Annotated in this window: 17 protein-coding genes; 5 read left to right on the top strand and 12 right to left on the bottom strand. The window is 59.8% G+C overall.

What is annotated here, in order from left to right; all coding sequences use genetic code 11:
* The first annotated feature begins 52 nt into the window (after positions 1–52).
* Both ACR0C6_RS16520 and ACR0C6_RS16515 read left to right on the top strand, forming a co-directional pair.
* On the top strand, positions 53–937 hold the full coding sequence (locus tag ACR0C6_RS16520; RefSeq protein WP_480447252.1) for a tryptophan 2,3-dioxygenase: 885 nt from the start codon (positions 53–55) through the stop codon (positions 935–937).
* Between the two features lie 3 nt (positions 938–940).
* Positions 941–1,768, top strand: coding sequence for an alpha/beta hydrolase (locus ACR0C6_RS16515; RefSeq protein WP_480447250.1), 828 nt, complete (start codon positions 941–943; stop codon positions 1,766–1,768).
* A gap of 70 nt (positions 1,769–1,838) precedes the next feature.
* Here ACR0C6_RS16515 and infB read toward each other — a convergent pair whose 3' ends face one another.
* The 6 genes from infB to pip all read right to left on the bottom strand — a co-directional run bounded on the left by infB (position 1,839) and on the right by pip (position 9,133).
* Positions 1,839–4,313: a translation initiation factor IF-2 gene (gene infB / locus ACR0C6_RS16510; RefSeq protein ID WP_480447248.1), complete on the bottom strand. Its 2,475-nt coding sequence runs from the start codon at positions 4,311–4,313 to the stop codon at positions 1,839–1,841.
* Between the two features lie 8 nt (positions 4,314–4,321).
* Entirely contained in the window at positions 4,322–4,945 is a 624-nt protein-coding gene (locus ACR0C6_RS16505) for an RNA-binding protein (RefSeq protein WP_171120183.1), read from the bottom strand.
* Between the two features lie 22 nt (positions 4,946–4,967).
* Positions 4,968–6,587: a transcription termination factor NusA gene (nusA, locus tag ACR0C6_RS16500; RefSeq protein WP_480447246.1), complete on the bottom strand. Its 1,620-nt coding sequence runs from the start codon at positions 6,585–6,587 to the stop codon at positions 4,968–4,970.
* A complete protein-coding gene (gene rimP, locus ACR0C6_RS16495; RefSeq protein WP_152459779.1) occupies positions 6,587–7,177 on the bottom strand; it encodes a ribosome maturation factor RimP in 591 nt (196 codons plus the stop codon). Before rimP ends, nusA begins: the two co-directional genes overlap by 1 nt.
* A gap of 160 nt (positions 7,178–7,337) precedes the next feature.
* Positions 7,338–8,159, bottom strand: a complete 822-nt coding sequence (locus ACR0C6_RS16490) for an ABC transporter substrate-binding protein (protein WP_480620246.1) — start codon at positions 8,157–8,159, stop codon at positions 7,338–7,340.
* The gene (gene pip / locus ACR0C6_RS16485) at positions 8,156–9,133 is read right to left on the bottom strand and encodes a prolyl aminopeptidase (RefSeq protein ID WP_480620244.1); all 978 of its coding nucleotides are present in this window, start codon (positions 9,131–9,133) and stop codon (positions 8,156–8,158) included. Before pip ends, ACR0C6_RS16490 begins: the two co-directional genes overlap by 4 nt.
* A gap of 48 nt (positions 9,134–9,181) precedes the next feature.
* Between pip and ubiG the strand changes: the two genes are divergently transcribed.
* On the top strand, positions 9,182–9,928 hold the full coding sequence (gene ubiG, locus ACR0C6_RS16480; RefSeq protein WP_480620242.1) for a bifunctional 2-polyprenyl-6-hydroxyphenol methylase/3-demethylubiquinol 3-O-methyltransferase UbiG: 747 nt from the start codon (positions 9,182–9,184) through the stop codon (positions 9,926–9,928).
* Positions 9,929–9,932: 4 nt separating this feature from the next.
* On the opposite strand, the gene ACR0C6_RS16475 is transcribed toward ubiG, so the two are convergent.
* Genes ACR0C6_RS16475 through ACR0C6_RS16460 form a run of 4 tightly spaced genes read right to left on the bottom strand, consistent with a single transcriptional unit; the run spans position 9,933 to position 12,276 of the window.
* Entirely contained in the window at positions 9,933–10,373 is a 441-nt protein-coding gene (locus tag ACR0C6_RS16475) for a MarR family winged helix-turn-helix transcriptional regulator (RefSeq protein WP_480447240.1), read from the bottom strand.
* A 12-nt stretch (positions 10,374–10,385) separates the two neighbouring features.
* Positions 10,386–11,216, bottom strand: coding sequence for a carbon-nitrogen hydrolase family protein (locus ACR0C6_RS16470; protein WP_480620240.1), 831 nt, complete (start codon positions 11,214–11,216; stop codon positions 10,386–10,388).
* A complete protein-coding gene (gene grxC, locus ACR0C6_RS16465) occupies positions 11,216–11,473 on the bottom strand; it encodes a glutaredoxin 3 (protein ID WP_224857906.1) in 258 nt (85 codons plus the stop codon). The genes ACR0C6_RS16470 and grxC overlap by 1 nt, the downstream gene beginning before the upstream one ends.
* Before the next feature lie 38 nt (positions 11,474–11,511).
* Positions 11,512–12,276: a double zinc ribbon domain-containing protein gene (locus ACR0C6_RS16460; RefSeq protein ID WP_480447236.1), complete on the bottom strand. Its 765-nt coding sequence runs from the start codon at positions 12,274–12,276 to the stop codon at positions 11,512–11,514.
* On the opposite strand from ACR0C6_RS16460, the gene ACR0C6_RS16455 reads away from it, so the two are divergent.
* Both ACR0C6_RS16455 and hemH read left to right on the top strand, forming a co-directional pair.
* Positions 12,257–13,087, top strand: coding sequence for a methyltransferase domain-containing protein (locus ACR0C6_RS16455; protein ID WP_480620238.1), 831 nt, complete (start codon positions 12,257–12,259; stop codon positions 13,085–13,087). The two genes, ACR0C6_RS16460 and ACR0C6_RS16455, sit on opposite strands and share 20 nt — an antisense overlap.
* A 55-nt stretch (positions 13,088–13,142) precedes the next feature.
* Positions 13,143–14,192, top strand: coding sequence for a ferrochelatase (gene hemH / locus ACR0C6_RS16450; RefSeq protein ID WP_171171784.1), 1,050 nt, complete (start codon positions 13,143–13,145; stop codon positions 14,190–14,192).
* A gap of 72 nt (positions 14,193–14,264) precedes the next feature.
* Here the strand turns inward: hemH and ACR0C6_RS16445 are convergent, their stop codons facing one another.
* Positions 14,265–14,447 (bottom strand): hypothetical protein, encoded by a 183-nt coding sequence (locus ACR0C6_RS16445; protein WP_117870963.1) that lies wholly within the window; start codon positions 14,445–14,447, stop codon positions 14,265–14,267.
* 139 nt (positions 14,448–14,586) lie between these two features.
* Positions 14,587–15,186, bottom strand: a complete 600-nt coding sequence (locus ACR0C6_RS16440) for a L,D-transpeptidase (protein WP_152459769.1) — start codon at positions 15,184–15,186, stop codon at positions 14,587–14,589.
* Positions 15,187–15,355 lie beyond the last annotated feature (169 nt).

Here is a 15,355-nt window from a genome sequence, read left to right as displayed (position 1 = left end):
TTGCACCCTCAGCCCCTAGACAGGTGCAGAACTTGCACAAGGGAGGCATGAGATGGGCGAGAACAAAGACGATCGTCTGTTGCAACGGGGGGTCGAAGACACCCTGGTCACTGATTTCGCCGAAACGCACCGCAAAAGCTATGGCGACTTCCTGCAACTGAAGACGCTGCTGAACCTGCAAAAAACCTTTCAGGACCCCGCACAACCTGACGAGATGCTGTTCATCATCATTCATCAGGTCAGTGAGCTGTGGCTGAAACTGATGCATCACCAACTGGTCGAGGTGTGTCGGTTCCTGCAACAAGACGAATTCGGACCCGCCATGAAAAACCTCGACCGCATCAAGGCCATTCAACGGCAATTGATTGCGGCCTGGGAAACGCTGCTGACCATGACGCCAGCCGACTACATGACGTTTCGGCAGGCCCTCGGCAATTCTTCCGGGTTTCAAAGCTATGGGTACAGGCAGATCGAGTTCATTCTGGGCAACAAGGATGCCTCGACCCTGAAAGTGCACGAGCATGACCCCGAGGTGATGGAGATGCTGAACGCCGCCCTGACCAAACCGTCCCTGTATGACGAAGTGTTGCACATGCTGGCCCGGCAGGGGTTCGACGTTCCAAGGGATTTGATCGAGCGGGACTACTCCGAACCCTATTCCGGTGATCCGCGCGTGGTTCAGATCTGGGTCGACGTGTTCCGCAACACGGACAAGTATTGGGATTTGTATGCGCTGGCAGAAAAGCTCATGGATGTGGAAAGCCTGTTTCAACGCTGGCGCTTTGACCACGCCACCGCGGTTGAACGTGTGATCGGAATGCAACCCGGTACCGGAGGTTCCAGCGGCGTGGCTTTCTTGCGAAAAGCACTTGAGTTGCGGTTCTTCCATGACCTCTATGATGTGCGGACGGAACTGATGTACAGCGGGCAGGGCTGAGCTATGCTGTATCGCGGATTTTCACAAGCCGAACTGGAGCGGGAATACTCTCCCAGTTCGATGATCGGTGGCGACCTGACCCCCTATCTGACCAGCTATCAAACGCTGAGTGCGCAAGCCCGTGCCGAATTGCCCGTCCAGGCCAACCTGGCCTATGGCGACGCCCCGGCCCAGGTGCTGGATTTCTTTCCCGCGAAGGGGGCCGGCGCCCCGTTGCATGTCTTTGTTCACGGTGGGTATTGGCAGGATCTCAGCCAGCGCGAATCGGCCATGATGGCCCCGGCGCTGATCGAAGCCGAGCAATCCTTTGCCACCTTGAACTACACGCTCGCCCCGGATGCGCGGCTGGATCAAATGGTCGACGAATGCCGCGACGCCCTTCTGTGGCTTGCGTCACAGGCCGAGGCACTGGGATTCGACCCGACGCGGATCACCTTGTCAGGGCACAGTGCCGGCGCTCATCTGGCAAGCATGGTCATGGCGACCTCGGCCGGCGCATTGGCCCGTGCCGGGCTGCGTGTGCGTGACGTGCTTCTGATCAGCGGTGTTTATGATCTGGAACCCATCAGTTTGACGTCCGTGAATGATCCGCTGCACCTGACCCCGGTCGAAGTGAACGATCTGTCCCCGATCCGCAACCTGCCCCCACCGGGCCCCCGCTATCATGTTTCAGTGGGGGAACGGGACACCGGCGAATTCATTCGACAAAGCCGCGACTATGCGGAACGGCTGCGCAAGGCCGGGCACTCGGTCAGCTTTGCCTTGAAACACGGAATGCACCATTTCGACATCATCCTGCATTCCGGGACATTCCTGCCCGACACGCAATGAGGCATTTTTTCAAACAAAAACAGCGGCCCGATCGGTGCCGCTGTTTTTTTTGAGTCCATCCCGCTTGGGATCAATCCAGGGTGCGGGTAACTTCTTCGCGCTCGAAGATCTCGATCACGTCGCCTTGGCGGATATCGTCGTAGTTTTCGAACGCCATACCACATTCCTGACCCGACTGGACCTCGGCCACTTCGTCTTTGAAGCGCTTCAGCGTCTTCAGCGTGCCTTCGTGAATCACCACGTTGTCGCGCAGCAGGCGAACGCCTGCCGAACGGCGGGCAACACCTTCGGTCACCAGACACCCGGCAACCTTGCCGACACCGGTAACCTTGAAGACTTCGCGGATCTCGGCATAGCCGATGAACTTTTCGCGGATCTCGGCGCTCAGCAGGCCGGATGCGGCCGCTTTCACGTCGTCCACGAGGTCATAGATCACCGAGTAATAGCGGATCTCGACACCCTTTTGGTTCGCCGTGTTCCGCGCCGATGCGTTGGCACGGACGTTAAAGCCCATGATCGGTGCGCCCGACGCTTCGGCCAGACCAACATCCGTCTCGGTGATCGCACCCACACCCGAGTGCAGAACGCGCACGCGCACTTCTTCGTTGCCGATCTTTTCCATCGCCTGAACGATGGCTTCGGCAGAACCCTGCACATCGGCTTTGACGAGGATCGGCAACTCGGCCACGTTCTCGTCTTCCTTGGCCTTCTGCATCAGCTGTTCAAGGGTGGTCGCGGCACCTGCCGCGGCGCGTTTGTCCTTGGCGGCCTGTTCGCGATAAGCGGCGATTTCACGGGCCTGCGCTTCGGTCTCGGTCACGTTCAGAACGTCGCCCGCTTCGGGCGTACCGTTCAGGCCCAAAACCTCGACCGGAACGGAAGGCCCGGCTTCCTTGACGCGCTCACCCTTGTCGTTGATCAGCGCACGGACCTTACCGTACTGCTCACCCACAACGAAGATATCGCCCTGACGCAAGGTGCCGTTCTGAACCAGAACCGTGGCGACCGGGCCACGACCCACGTCCAGCTGCGCCTCGATCACGGCCCCTTGGGCGGCGCGGTTCGGGTTTGCCTTCAGTTCCAGAATCTCGGCCTGAAGCGCGATGGCTTCCAGCAATTCGTCCAGACCCTGACCCGTGATTGCGGACACTTCGACATCCTGGACGTCACCGGACATTTTCTCAACGATCACTTCGTGTTGCAGCAGATCGGTGCGCACCTTGTCCGGGTTTGCATCCGGCTTGTCGACCTTGTTGATCGCCACGATCATCGGCACTTCGGCCGCTTTTGCGTGGTTGATCGCTTCGATCGTCTGCGGCATCACCGCGTCGTCAGCCGCGACGACCAGAACCACGATATCCGTCACCTGAGCACCGCGCGAGCGCATCGACGTAAACGCCGCGTGGCCCGGAGTGTCGAGGAAGGTCAACGTGGTGCCGCCATCGGTTTTCACCTGATATGCGCCGATATGTTGGGTGATGCCACCGGCCTCGCCCGCCACAACGCGCGCGTCGCGGATTGCGTCCAGCAGCGAGGTCTTGCCGTGGTCAACGTGACCCATGATGGTGATGACCGGCGGACGCGGTTGCAGATCGTCTTCGCTGTCTTCGACCTCTTTGATGACGTCTTCAACATCCGAATCGGATACGCGAGTGACCTTGTGGCCAAATTCTTCGATGATCAGTTCCGCGGTGTCTGCGTCGATGGTCTGGTTCTGCGTAACCATCATGCCCATCTGCATCAGCGATTTGACCACGTCAGCCACACGCTCGGCCATACGGTTGGCCAGTTCCGAGACCATGATCGCCTCGGGCAGCTGTACGTCGCGGATCACCTTTTCCCGTTCAACGGCACCGCCCATGGCTTTCTGACGCGCACGCTCCTGCTTGCGCTTCATCGCGGCCATCGAGCGCTGACGGTTGCCTTCGCCACCGGTCGCCTGACCCAGAGTCAGCTTGCCCGAACGGCGGTTGTCGTCACGACCCTTGCCACGGCCACGCTGCTCACGTTCGCGGTCCTGTTTGCGCGGCGTGGCTGCCGGCGCAGGTTTGCTGGCCGGGGCACGAGCCGCTTTGGGCTCTTCCGGTGCGGGCGCGGCAGCGGCGCGTTTGGCAGCTTCTTCCGCCTCTTTGCGCTTGCGTTCTTCTTCCTCAGCCTTCTGACGCGCACGCTCTTCGGCTTCGCGCTGTTCGCGTTCTTTGGCTTCCTGTTCCGCACGGCGGCGTGCGCGCTCTTCTTCGCGCGCCTTTTCAGCAGCTTCGCGCGCCGCGGCCTCTTCGGCCTCACGCGCCTTGGCCGCTTGCAACGCCTTCATGCGGCGCGCCATTTCCGCATCGGAAATGCCCGCAGGACGACGCGACGGATCACCCGAAGGTGCTGCACCGCCACCCGGCTTTGCTGCGCCCGGCTTGGGAACCACCACGCGTTTGCGTTTGGTTTCCACCACGACATTCTTGGTACGTCCGTGGCTGAAACTCTGTTTCACATTTCCGGGGCGTGCCCCGCCACGAAGACCCAATGTCTTTTTGCCGTCATTATCGCTCATAAAGCTACTTACCCTTCCGCGCGGCCCCTGCCGCCGTCATCCGTTTCGCGCAAGCCACGCAGGCGCTGCGCTTCCTCTACAACACGTTTGGCGAGTCCGCCAGAGGCCAAGGCCGCATGAATCACCGTTTGGCGCCCAAATGCCTGTCCTAATTCGTCTGCCGTCAGCCAACCTATGTATTTCCCGAAGTGCGGCGTGCTCAGTTTGGACTTGCCGCGCCCCGATCCATCAGCGGCCTGAATCAGCACCTGCGCCTCTTCCCGGTCCAGCCACGTCTTGACCTTTTCATACCCGGCGACCGCGTCGCCGGACTTGCGCGCCAGGCTGAGCAGCTCGATAACGCGGCGCGCGATCTGCTGTTCAACCTTTTCCGCCAGGTCCTTGGGCACAGACACCTGCGCCTTGAACCCCCGCGCAAACAGTTTCTTGCCAACGGCCTTGTCCAGGGCGGCACGATCCGCCGCCACATAGACCCCCCGCCCGGGTAGTTTCGCCGCGACATCCGGAAAAACCTGACCGTCCGGCCCCGTCACAAAGCGGATCAGCCCGAATTTGGGCTGCACCTCGCCCGTGGCGATGCACTTGCGCTCGGGTCCGTCGGACCGATCCTTATGGGCGCCACCGCGACTCATAAACGCCACCCGAAGCCCGAGATCAGGCCTCGATCTCCTCGTCTGCTGCGTCGCCGTCGACGTCTTCTTCCGCCTGTTCCAGCTCGGCCGGATCAACCCAACCCAGCAGGATACGCGCCGTCATGACCATATCTTGCGCCTCTTCCAGCGTTACGCCGAAAGGCTCCAATACACCGTCATCCTTGACACGCTCACCATCGACGGTCGTCCAGCCACCGGCCAGTTCCCAGTCGGCGCAAGTTGCAAAGTCTTCCAGAGTCTTCACGTCGTCCCTGGCCAGCGCCTCTACCATCTGGGGTGTCAGACCTTCGAATTCAATGAGACTGTCCTCGGCCCCCAATTCACGCGCCGCATCCAGTGCCGCCTTGGCCTGTGCTTCCAGGAATTCGCGGGCGCGGGTTTGCAGTTCCTGCGCGGTACCTTCGTCAACGCCGTCAATGACCAGCAGTTCTTCAATCTCGACATAGGCAACCTCTTCGAGGTTGGTGAAGCCTTCCGAGACCAGCAGCTGAGCAAAGAATTCGTCCAGATCCAGGCTGTCCATGAACAGTTTGGTACGGGCTTCGAATTCCTTCTGACGGCGGGCCGATTCTTCGGCTTCGGTCATGATGTCGATGTCCAGACCGGTCAGCTGGCTGGCCAGACGCACGTTCTGACCGCGGCGACCGATGGCCAGCGACAGTTGTTCTTCGGGCACGACGACCTCGATCTTGCCGGCTTCTTCGTCCAGAACCACCTTGGAGACCTCGGCAGGCTGCAACGCGTTTACCAGGAAAGTCGGTTGATCTTCGTTCCACGGAATGATGTCGATCTTTTCACCCTGAAGCTCGTTCACAACGGCCTGAACACGGCTGCCGCGCATACCCACGCAAGCACCGACGGGGTCGATCGAGCCATCATAGGAAATCACAGCGATCTTGGCGCGCGAACCGGGGTCACGGGCCACGGCCTTGACCTCGATGATGCCGTCATAGATTTCCGGCACTTCCATCTTGAACAGCTCGGCCATGAATTCCGGCGCGGTGCGCGACAGGAAGATCTGATGGCCACGCACTTCGCGGCGAACCTCTTTGATGTATGCGCGCACCCGGTCATTCGGGCGATAGCTTTCGCGGCCGATCTTGTCGTTGCGGCGCAGAACCGCCTCGGCCCCGCCCAGATCGACGATGACATTGCCGAACTCTTCGCGCTTGACCGCACCGTTGATGATGGTGCCCGCACGATCCTTGAATTCTTCGTACTGACGGTCGCGCTCGGCTTCGCGCACTTTTTGCAGGATGACCTGCTTGGCGGACTGAGCCGCAATCCGACCCATTTCAACCGGTGGAACCTCTTCGACGAAGACGTCGCCAACCTCGGGCGATTCCATGTACTGCTTTGCCTGCTCGACGGTCATTTCGGCCTGATAGTTTTCAAGCTCTTCATCTTCGACCACCGTGCGCACGCGAGTGAAGGTCGCCTTGCCGGTCTTGCGGTCGATGCTGACGCGGATGTCCATCTCGGCGCCGTAGCGGCTCTTGGCGGCACGGGCGAGCGATTCCTCCATCGCTTCGACAACCAGGCCGGGGTCGATCATCTTTTCGCGGGCCACGGCCTCGGCGGTCTGCAACAGCTCCAGCTGGTTTGCTGAGGTGATTGCCATCAGTTCGTCTCCTCTTCGGACCCTTCGGTCTCAATCTCGTCGAAAGCGTTTTCGTTCAGGGCGCCGGCATCCTTGCGCTGGCGCAGCATTTCCTTGATCAGGTCATCGGTCAGGACCAGCTTGGCATCGCTCAGCCAGTCGAATTGCAGACCGATGGTGATGGTTTCATCCCCCTCGGGGATGTTGATCAGAACCTCGTCCCCTTCGATCCCGGCCAATTCGCCCTTGAAGCGTCGGCGGCCGTCAATCAGTTCGGCGGTCTCGATCTTGGCCTCATACCCTTCGAAGGTCTCGAAATCCTTCAGACGGGTCAGAGGGCGGTCGATACCGGGGCTCGACACCTCGAGCGTATAGGCGTCAAGGATCGGATCCTCGACATCCAGCGTGGCGCTGACCGCGTTGGAAATTTCGGCGCAGTCATCCACTTCAATACCGCCATCGGGCTTGTCGGCCATGATCTGAAGCGTGGTCTGCTTGCCGCTCATCAGGCGGATGCGGACCAGCTCATAGCCCAGATCCTCGATCACGGGCGTGATGATCTCGGCCAGTCGCCGGTCAATGGCAGCTTTTGCTATCAGGTCGTTTGTCATCTGGTACTCTACCCTGTCAGTCGGGCACAAAAAAACGGGCGCGCGGCCCGTCGAATTTTCCGGTGGAGCCTTGGACCAGAAGTCCAACGCGCCGCTGTTGAAACTGCATATACGCAGGATGGCCCGAGTCTGCAACCCCCCGAGGGATTCGCATTCGGATTTACACCATCCACCACCGTTCGGCGATGCGGCCATCGTCCAGCGCACCGTTCCCGGCAATATGCCGCGGCATCCCGACAGCATCCGATACGGCAAGGGCCATGTCGGCCTCGGACGGGTGGAACCGGACACCGCGCGTGCCTCGCATTCCGGCCCGATCCGGAAGCGCCGCGATATCGACATACCCGTCCCGCAGCGCCTCGGCCCGCACGGCAGGGTCCGGGATTACAATGACCTCAAACGCGTCAGCCCATCCGGCCTGACCCTCTTTGTAATGCCCCTCGACACGGCGACCCAGAAAATGGCGGCCATCTTCTGCCCGTTCGACACGATAGCAGCCGGTGCCGTTGGCCTTGCGCAACGGGGATACGGTTTCACCGGCGCGCGCAACGACAAAGCGGCTGTCGGCCAACAGGAAAGGCAATCCGGGATTTGCCTCGGCAAGTTCCAGCCGCAGGCGGTTGGGGGCAAGCGCCTCGGGCCTTCCGATTTCGGCCAGAACGGCCAGGACATCGGCAATCTGCAACGGTTCGCCATCGTGAAAGACCGCATCATCACGCAGATCAAAGCTCCAGACCCGTGCGTCGGCGTCGGTTTGCCAGCCGGTCGCAAGCTCACCGCGCAACGTACCATCCGGGGCGATTTCGGTCATTGTGTCGAAAACGGCCCCACGCGCCACTTGCTCGAGACTGTCATCGCGCGGAACGGCCAGACGCAATGTCCCGCCTTTCTTGGGCGTACCGGCAAGGGATGCTCCTGTCGCCGCCAGCAATGCGGCAGCGGCACCAGAGGCAAAGAGAGCACGGCGATCGATGCGGGTCATGCGACACCCTCCGCCACACGGTCCATGATCCGCACCAGTTCCGCGCTGATGCCCGGCTCGGACAGGGCGTGCCCCGCCTGACGAACCATCTTCAGTTCGGCATTCGGCCAACGTTCCGCCAGGGACCAGGCGGCCTGCGGCGGGCAGATCATATCATAGCGCCCCTGCACGATATGGCCGGGGATATGCGCGATCCGGTCCATCTGTTCCAGAATCTGCCCGTCCGTTTCCAGAAACGCCTTGTTGGTGAAATAGTGATTCTCGAGCCGCGCAAAGGTGCGCGCGTATTCGCCGGGGCTTTCGCCAACCGATCCGTTGGTGTGGATCGAGGCCAGCGCGTTTTCCCAATGCGACCAGGCCCGCGCATACAGGATCTCTGTCGCGCGGTCGCCCGAAAACAGACGTTTGTTATAGGCGGCAATGGTGTCGTCCAGTTCAACCTCGGGCAGCAGCGAGGTAAATTTCTGCCATTGCTCGGGCCAGAACCGCCCGGCGCCGCCGCCGTAAAACCAGTCAAGCTCGGCCTGAGTCGCAAGGAACACCCCGCGCAGCACCAACCGGCTGACGCGATCGGGATGGGTCTGGGCATAGATCAACGCCAGAGTCGCCCCCCAGCTTCCGCCAAAAGCGATCCATTCTTCGATCTCGAAGAGTTTGCGCAGCCGCTCTATGTCGGCTACCAGATGCCACGTCGTGTTGTCTTCGACCGAGGCGGTGGGGCGCGACCGGCCACATCCGCGCTGGTCAAACAGAATCACCCTGTAGGCCTGTGGATCGAAGTATCGCCTCATGGCCGGGCTGCACCCACCACCCGGCCCCCCGTGCAGGATCACGACGGGTATGCCGTCAGGATTTCCGCATTGTTCCACATAAATACGGTGCCCATCGCCCATATCGACCATCCGCTGGTCGAAAGGGTCGATCGGCGGGTACAGATATTGAACTGCGCGCTTTTGGTCCGGGTACTTGTCCATTATGGCCCTATATAGTCCTTAAGCGTAAAAGAGCACACGGAGACAGGAATGCAAGCGCATCCGAACACGGTGGACCCGTCCGAGATCGCAAAATTCGAGGCGATGGCGGCTGAATGGTGGGACCCGCACGGAAAATTCAAACCATTGCACATGCTTAATCCGTGCCGACTGGATTATGTCACGCAGCAGATCGCCGGTGAATTCGATCGCGACCTAAAGTCGCCTGTGCCGTTCGAAGGCCTGCGCCTGCTGGATATCGGCTGCGGCGGCGGGCTGCTGAGCGAACCGATGGCCCGTTTGGGGGCCGACGTTGTGGGCGCCGACGCGGCCGAAGGCAACCTGCCCGTGGCGCGCATTCACGCGGAACAGTCCGGGCTGAAGATCGACTATCGCCATACCACGGCCGAGGACATGGCCGCTGCCGGTGAGCAATTCGATGTTGTGCTGAACATGGAAGTGGTGGAACACGTGGCTGATCCCCTGTCCTATCTGACCGCCACGCGTCAGTTGCTCAAACCCGGCGGGTTGGAGATTTGTTCAACTATCAACCGCAACCCGAAATCCTACGCCATGGCGATTTTCGGGGCCGAGGTCGTCATGCGTTGGCTGCCGCGCGGAACGCATGAATGGAACAAGTTCATCACGCCGGACGAGCTGTTCGACCTGCTGCGTCAGGCCGGGCTGGACCCGGTGGACCGCAAAGGGTTCGTGTTCAACCCGATCCTTTGGAGCTGGTCCATCTCGGATCGGGACTTGAGCGTGAACTACGTGACGGCGAGCGTGAAGCCACAGTAGGGAGTTATTCCCCCTCCAACTGCATGCGCAAATCCCGAAGCACTGGTAGGGCGCTGCGCACACGCTCCAGCCCCAGCTCTCCGACCACGCGGTTGATCAGCGGGGCAATCGAGGAAATCGCCTGATCCCGCGCCCGTCGACCTGCGGGGCTGATCGCCACCATCTTGCGGCGGGCGTCGTCCCAGTCGGGGCGGATGTGGATGTAACCGGCCCATTCCAGCTTGGCCAAAGTATTGGTCATCGCGCCACGGGTCACGTGGAATGTGTTGGCCAGTTGCGCCGGGCTACGCTCGTCCCCGACGAAAACCAGATGATTCAGCACCGAGAAATGCGAAATTTCCATACCCTTGGGCAGCACCCGGCTGAGCCGGTTGCGCAACAACTGATCCGCGGTCAGGATCTCGCTGAACAGCGTGACCGCAAGGGCGTTGGTGTCTTCCGTCATTGTTCAATTCTGTCAGGGTCCGGTGAAAGACCGGGTGTGTGTCAACGACGGCACGCGGCGGCGCGCCTCTGTCACAGAACTATCATCCAAATCGAAAATGTGAATGCCCGGATCTGTCCCTGCGTCGATCAGCACCTTTCCCCAAGGGTCCACAACCATGCTGTGCCCATGGGTAAAACGCGTCTTTCCGCGCGTTGATGGGTGTTCCCCCGTTTGCGCGGGGGCCAAGACCCAACAGCCTGTCTCGATCGCCCGGGCCCGCAACAGCGATTCCCAATGCGCGGCGCCCGTAACAGGTGAAAACGCTGCCGGAACGGTCAGGATGCGCGCGCCTGCCTGCGCCAAAGCCGCATGCAGGTATGGAAACCGGATGTCATAACAGATGGTCAAACCCACCTTGCCAAAATCGGTTTCAGCTATGACCGCCTTTTCGCCGGGGCGATAGTTCTTTGATTCGCGAAACGTCTCGGTCTCGGTGACCTGCACGTCGAACATATGGATCTTGTCGTAGCGCGCCACGATCTGACCTTGCGGATTGATCATGAAAGACCGGTTGGCAAACCGCCCGTCAGCGTCATGAGTCTTGATTCCCAGTGACCCGATCAACACCCACACGCCCAGTCGGGCGGCCTGATCCCGCAGGCCGGCCAAGGTGATGTCGTCTTCTTCGTGCTGAAGAACCTCGTTTTGCCGCGTCGTACTGTTTGACACGCAATTCGTGACCTCTGGCGTCAGGATAAACCGCGCACCCTGCCCTGCCGCGTCGGCCGCCATGGCGCGCACCATGTCCAAGTTTTCGACCGGATCATCCGACGACGTGATTTGCAGCAGCGCGGTCTTCATCAGGCCGCAAGCAGACGGTCAAGCTTGCCTTGCCGCTCCAGCTCGTAAAGGTCGTCGCAGCCGCCCACATGCTGTGACCCGATGAAAATCTGAGGCACGGTGCGTTTGCCGCCTGCGCGCTGGATCATCTCGGGCTTGCGTTTGGGGTGCATCAGAATGTCAACTTCCTTGAACTCAACGCCTTTCTGCTTCAGCAGACGTTTGGCCGCGTGGCAAAAACCACAGAGCGGCGAGGTATAGATTTCTACGGGCTTCATGTTCCGGTCCCTTTGGGTTTCGTGCGATCTTGGGCGAATTAGGCATCCTTGGCAACGCGCGCCAGTGCCAACACGAAAATATGATTTGCCCCTGCGGCCTGACACGCACGTGTGCACGCCGCCAGCGTCGCGCCGGATGTCATCACGTCATCCACCAGCAGGACATCGCGCCCCTTCAAATGCAGCACCCGCCTTGGGTGGATGTCAATTGCGCCCTCCAGGGTCTCGCCCCTTTCCCGCGCGGTCTTTCCGTCCAGCACCGGGGTCCGCCGTTTGCGCACCAGCAGATCCGGCACGCAGTCCAACCCGGCTTCTCGCCCCAGGTTGCGTGCCAGCAGCGCAGACTGATTGTATCGCCGTTTCAGCAGGCGCGACCAATGCAACGGCACCGGAGCAATCACCATCCCGGGCCGCAACAGCTCGCGCCCGGCCTGCGCCATCCAACGCGCAGCGGGGCGGGCCAGTTCGGTCCGGTCACCATGTTTCAAGGCCAGAACAAGTGACCGCGCCTTCCCATCATACATCAGCGCAGCGCGGCCCGCGTTCCAGGGCGGAGGGGTTTTCAGACAATCGTCGCACTCGATCCGGAACCTGTCTGCGCTTCCGATCACGGGCACCCCACAGCTTTCGCAAACCGTGCCACCGATGAACGGTGTATCCCGCCAACACGCCCCACACAGGCCGAAATCGGATTCCGTCAGCTCTCCGCAGCCAATGCAACGCGGCGGATAGATCAATGCAAGGGCAGTTTGAATCCGCTGCGCAATGCGATACTTGCGACCTATGAAACTGCCCGAGCCCACCGCACCCTCTCTTTTCGACCGTAACGCCATTCTGCATCATCGCGCCCGCGCGAAGGACGACGCCCTGTTCTTGCACCGCGCCGCCATTGATGAGGTTCAGGATCGGCTCTCCATGGTTAACAGAACCTTTACGGCACCTGCGGTCGTGACCCCTTTCCCACAGCTTTGGGCGGACGGTTTTCCGGATGCCGCCATTGTCGCGGATGACGATGTGCTGTCGCTGCAACCCGGTACGCATGATCTGGTGATTCATGCGATGGCGCTGCACTGCGCCAATGACCCGGTCGGCCAGTTGATCCAATGCAAAAGAGCTTTGAAACCGGATGGGCTGGTTCTTGTTTTATGCCTTGGGGGTGAAACCCTTCACGAATTGCGCGCCGCGCTGGGTCAGGCCGAAATCGAAGTCACGGGCGGGCTCAGCCCCCGCATCGCCCCGATGGCCGAACTGCGCGATCTGGGTGGGTTGCTGCAACGGGCCGGTCTGGCATTGCCAGTGGCCGATGCCGTACCGCTGACGGCAGAATACCGCGATATCTGGCACCTGATGCATGATCTGAGGGATATGGGTGAGACCAACGCATTGGCTGCCCGGTTGAAATGTCCGACCCGACGCAGAGTGTTCGAAGCCGCGCAGCGCGTCTATTCGGATCACTTTTCGACGGGAACAGGCCGTCTTGCCGCAACCTTCGAACTGATTTGCCTGACCGGTTGGTCCCCCGATGACAGCCAACCAAAGCCGCTGCGCCCGGGGTCAGCCCAAATGCGCCTGGCAGATGCCCTGCGCACGGAAGAGGGCAAACTGTCGGATTGACGCGCAACCAAATCCCTTTATCTCAGGACGGAACACGAAAATTCAGGAATGCCCAATGTTTGATGCCACTCGTCCCGCTCATGCCCCTGCCGACCATCCCAAGGTCAAGATGGGCCGTGTTGGCATTTTGCTGGCCAATCTGGGCACGCCGGACAATTATACCTATTGGCCGATGCGTCGCTATCTGAACGAGTTTCTGTCGGATCAGCGGGTCATCGACTATCCGAAATGGAAATGGCAACCGATTCTTCAGGGAATCATCCTCAGCAAGCGGCCATTCAGTTCGGGTGAAGCCTACAAATCGATCTGGAATCATGAAAAGGGCGAAAGCCCGCTGATGACGATCACCAAGGACCAGACTGCCAAGCTGCGCGACGCGATGCAGGATCGGTATGGGGATCAGGTGATGGTCGATTTCTGCATGCGCTACGGCAACCCGTCAACAAAGTCCAAAGTGCGCGAGATGGTTGCCGCGGGCTGTGACCGTATTCTGTTTTTCCCGCTTTACCCACAATACGCGGGCGCAACCACAGCCACCGCCAATGACCAGTTCTTTCGTGCACTGATGGATGAGGCCTGGCAGCCTGCCACGCGAACCGTACCGGCCTATTTCGACCAACCCGCCTATATCGACGCTCTGGCGCAATCCGTTGAACGTGCTTATGCAGCGGCGGAGATAAAACCCGATATTCTGGTCTGCTCGTATCACGGGATGCCGGAACGGTATCTGCAACAGGGTGACCCCTATCATTGCCAGTGCGCCAAGACGACACGGCTGCTGAAGGAACGGCTGGGATGGTCTGACGATCAACTGGTTTCAACGTTCCAGTCGCGATTCGGCCCCGAGGAATGGCTGAAACCCTATACAGTGGATCATGTGGCGGATTTGGCCAAACAGGGCAAAAAGAACATAGCGGTCATCGCGCCGGCATTCTCGGCCGACTGCATCGAAACGCTGGAAGAGATCAACGAAGAGATCAAGGAAAGCTTTGAAGAAGCGGGCGGCGAAACCTTCACCTATATTCCATGTCTCAATGACGATGCGGCGCACATTGCTGCATTGGGCACAGTGATCGAAGAAAACTTGCGCGGCTGGCTGGACTGACCTGCACAGCCTTGGAAAAACAAAAAAGGCGGTGGATTGCTCCACCGCCTTTTTCATGAATTCCGTGTCGGATTAGCTTGCAGCAACAGCAGCAGCAACAACGACCAGCAGGATCAGCGGCAGCAGGATGCCCTGCGACGAACCCTGAGTTTCTTCTACAACAACAGGTGCTTCAACAACCGGCTCTTCCAGGTTACCAGCATAAGCGGTCGAAGCAGCAGCAGTCAGTGCAGCAGCGAGAACGAGTTTCTTCATATTAACCTCCAGAATTTGCGCAGTTCCAATGCCCGGAACCACACATCTAAGACTTACCTCGTGGTTTTTTCTAATCAGCATTGACGCTGGAATGCAATTGCAACTTGACCGCTAAGCGGGTTCCCACACGAAAATGTCGTCAAATTAGCAACACTTGCGTGCCGACCTTCGCCATCGAGAACAGCTCGGCAATGTCTTCGTTGAACAGACCGATACAGCCATTCGACGACCGACGTCCGATTTTTCGCGTATCGTGCGTTCCGTGAATGCGATAGTACTTCCAACTCAGGTATAAAGCATGTGTTCCCAGCGGGTTATCCGGCCCCGGAGGGATATAGTCAGGCCATTCCGGGTTTCGCTTTTTCATGGACGGTGTCGGAGACCAGCTGGGCCCTTCAACCTTTCTGATCACGCTGGTACGCCCCCGGCGGGTCAGTTCCTCGGTCAGGGGAACCGATGAAGGGTAGAGTTTGTATATACTTTGATCATCTGACCAATAGTGCAGCGCGCGCGACACGGTATCGACCAGAATGGCACCGTTTCTGGTGTTCGAAAAATACGGCTGCCAATCCAGCGCCCGGAAACCCGATACGTTTCGGCGCACCGACGGTTCGGGTTCGGGTGCAGGGCGCAGCGGATCACCGGGGATGTACTGCGCCAGTGCGGGTGTTGCCAGCGTTGCAGTGGCCCCAGCCAGAAAACCCCTGCGTGTGGACGTTTGAATGCGCTTTTTGACCATGACAACGGGTCCTGTGTTCAAGTGAGGTCTGAAATCCGTGACATTCTATTGCCAGAATGCTTCAGTCGCAAATCAAACCGGCAGAATCACGCAAGTTTAGGCTATTGCGCGTTTGCTCAGAGCTGTCAGGCGCGCTATGCCCTGTAATGACACAATAACCAGGTCGATC

The sequence above is a fragment of the Ruegeria sp. AL12 genome (assembly GCF_056540885.1).
This window is presented reverse-complemented; position numbering and strand designations above follow the sequence as displayed.

What these genes read in the sequence shown, in the direction of transcription:
- ACR0C6_RS16520 (WP_480447252.1), top strand. Translation starts at nt 53, where the DNA reads ATGGGCGAGAACAAAGACGATCGTCTGTTGCAACGGGGGGTCGAAGAC.
- ACR0C6_RS16515 (WP_480447250.1), top strand. Translation starts at nt 941, where the DNA reads ATGCTGTATCGCGGATTTTCACAAGCCGAACTGGAGCGGGAATACTCT.
- infB (WP_480447248.1), bottom strand. Translation starts at nt 4,313, where the DNA reads ATGAGCGATAATGACGGCAAAAAGACATTGGGTCTTCGTGGCGGGGCA.
- ACR0C6_RS16505 (WP_171120183.1), bottom strand. Translation starts at nt 4,945, where the DNA reads ATGAGTCGCGGTGGCGCCCATAAGGATCGGTCCGACGGACCCGAGCGC.
- nusA (WP_480447246.1), bottom strand. Translation starts at nt 6,587, where the DNA reads ATGGCAATCACCTCAGCAAACCAGCTGGAGCTGTTGCAGACCGCCGAG.
- rimP (WP_152459779.1), bottom strand. Translation starts at nt 7,177, where the DNA reads ATGACAAACGACCTGATAGCAAAAGCTGCCATTGACCGGCGACTGGCC.
- ACR0C6_RS16490 (WP_480620246.1), bottom strand. Translation starts at nt 8,159, where the DNA reads ATGACCCGCATCGATCGCCGTGCTCTCTTTGCCTCTGGTGCCGCTGCC.
- pip (WP_480620244.1), bottom strand. Translation starts at nt 9,133, where the DNA reads ATGGACAAGTACCCGGACCAAAAGCGCGCAGTTCAATATCTGTACCCG.
- ubiG (WP_480620242.1), top strand. Translation starts at nt 9,182, where the DNA reads ATGCAAGCGCATCCGAACACGGTGGACCCGTCCGAGATCGCAAAATTC.
- ACR0C6_RS16475 (WP_480447240.1), bottom strand. Translation starts at nt 10,373, where the DNA reads ATGACGGAAGACACCAACGCCCTTGCGGTCACGCTGTTCAGCGAGATC.
- ACR0C6_RS16470 (WP_480620240.1), bottom strand. Translation starts at nt 11,216, where the DNA reads ATGAAGACCGCGCTGCTGCAAATCACGTCGTCGGATGATCCGGTCGAA.
- grxC (WP_224857906.1), bottom strand. Translation starts at nt 11,473, where the DNA reads ATGAAGCCCGTAGAAATCTATACCTCGCCGCTCTGTGGTTTTTGCCAC.
- ACR0C6_RS16455 (WP_480620238.1), top strand. Translation starts at nt 12,257, where the DNA reads ATGAAACTGCCCGAGCCCACCGCACCCTCTCTTTTCGACCGTAACGCC.
- hemH (WP_171171784.1), top strand. Translation starts at nt 13,143, where the DNA reads ATGTTTGATGCCACTCGTCCCGCTCATGCCCCTGCCGACCATCCCAAG.
- ACR0C6_RS16445 (WP_117870963.1), bottom strand. Translation starts at nt 14,447, where the DNA reads ATGAAGAAACTCGTTCTCGCTGCTGCACTGACTGCTGCTGCTTCGACC.
- ACR0C6_RS16440 (WP_152459769.1), bottom strand. Translation starts at nt 15,186, where the DNA reads ATGGTCAAAAAGCGCATTCAAACGTCCACACGCAGGGGTTTTCTGGCT.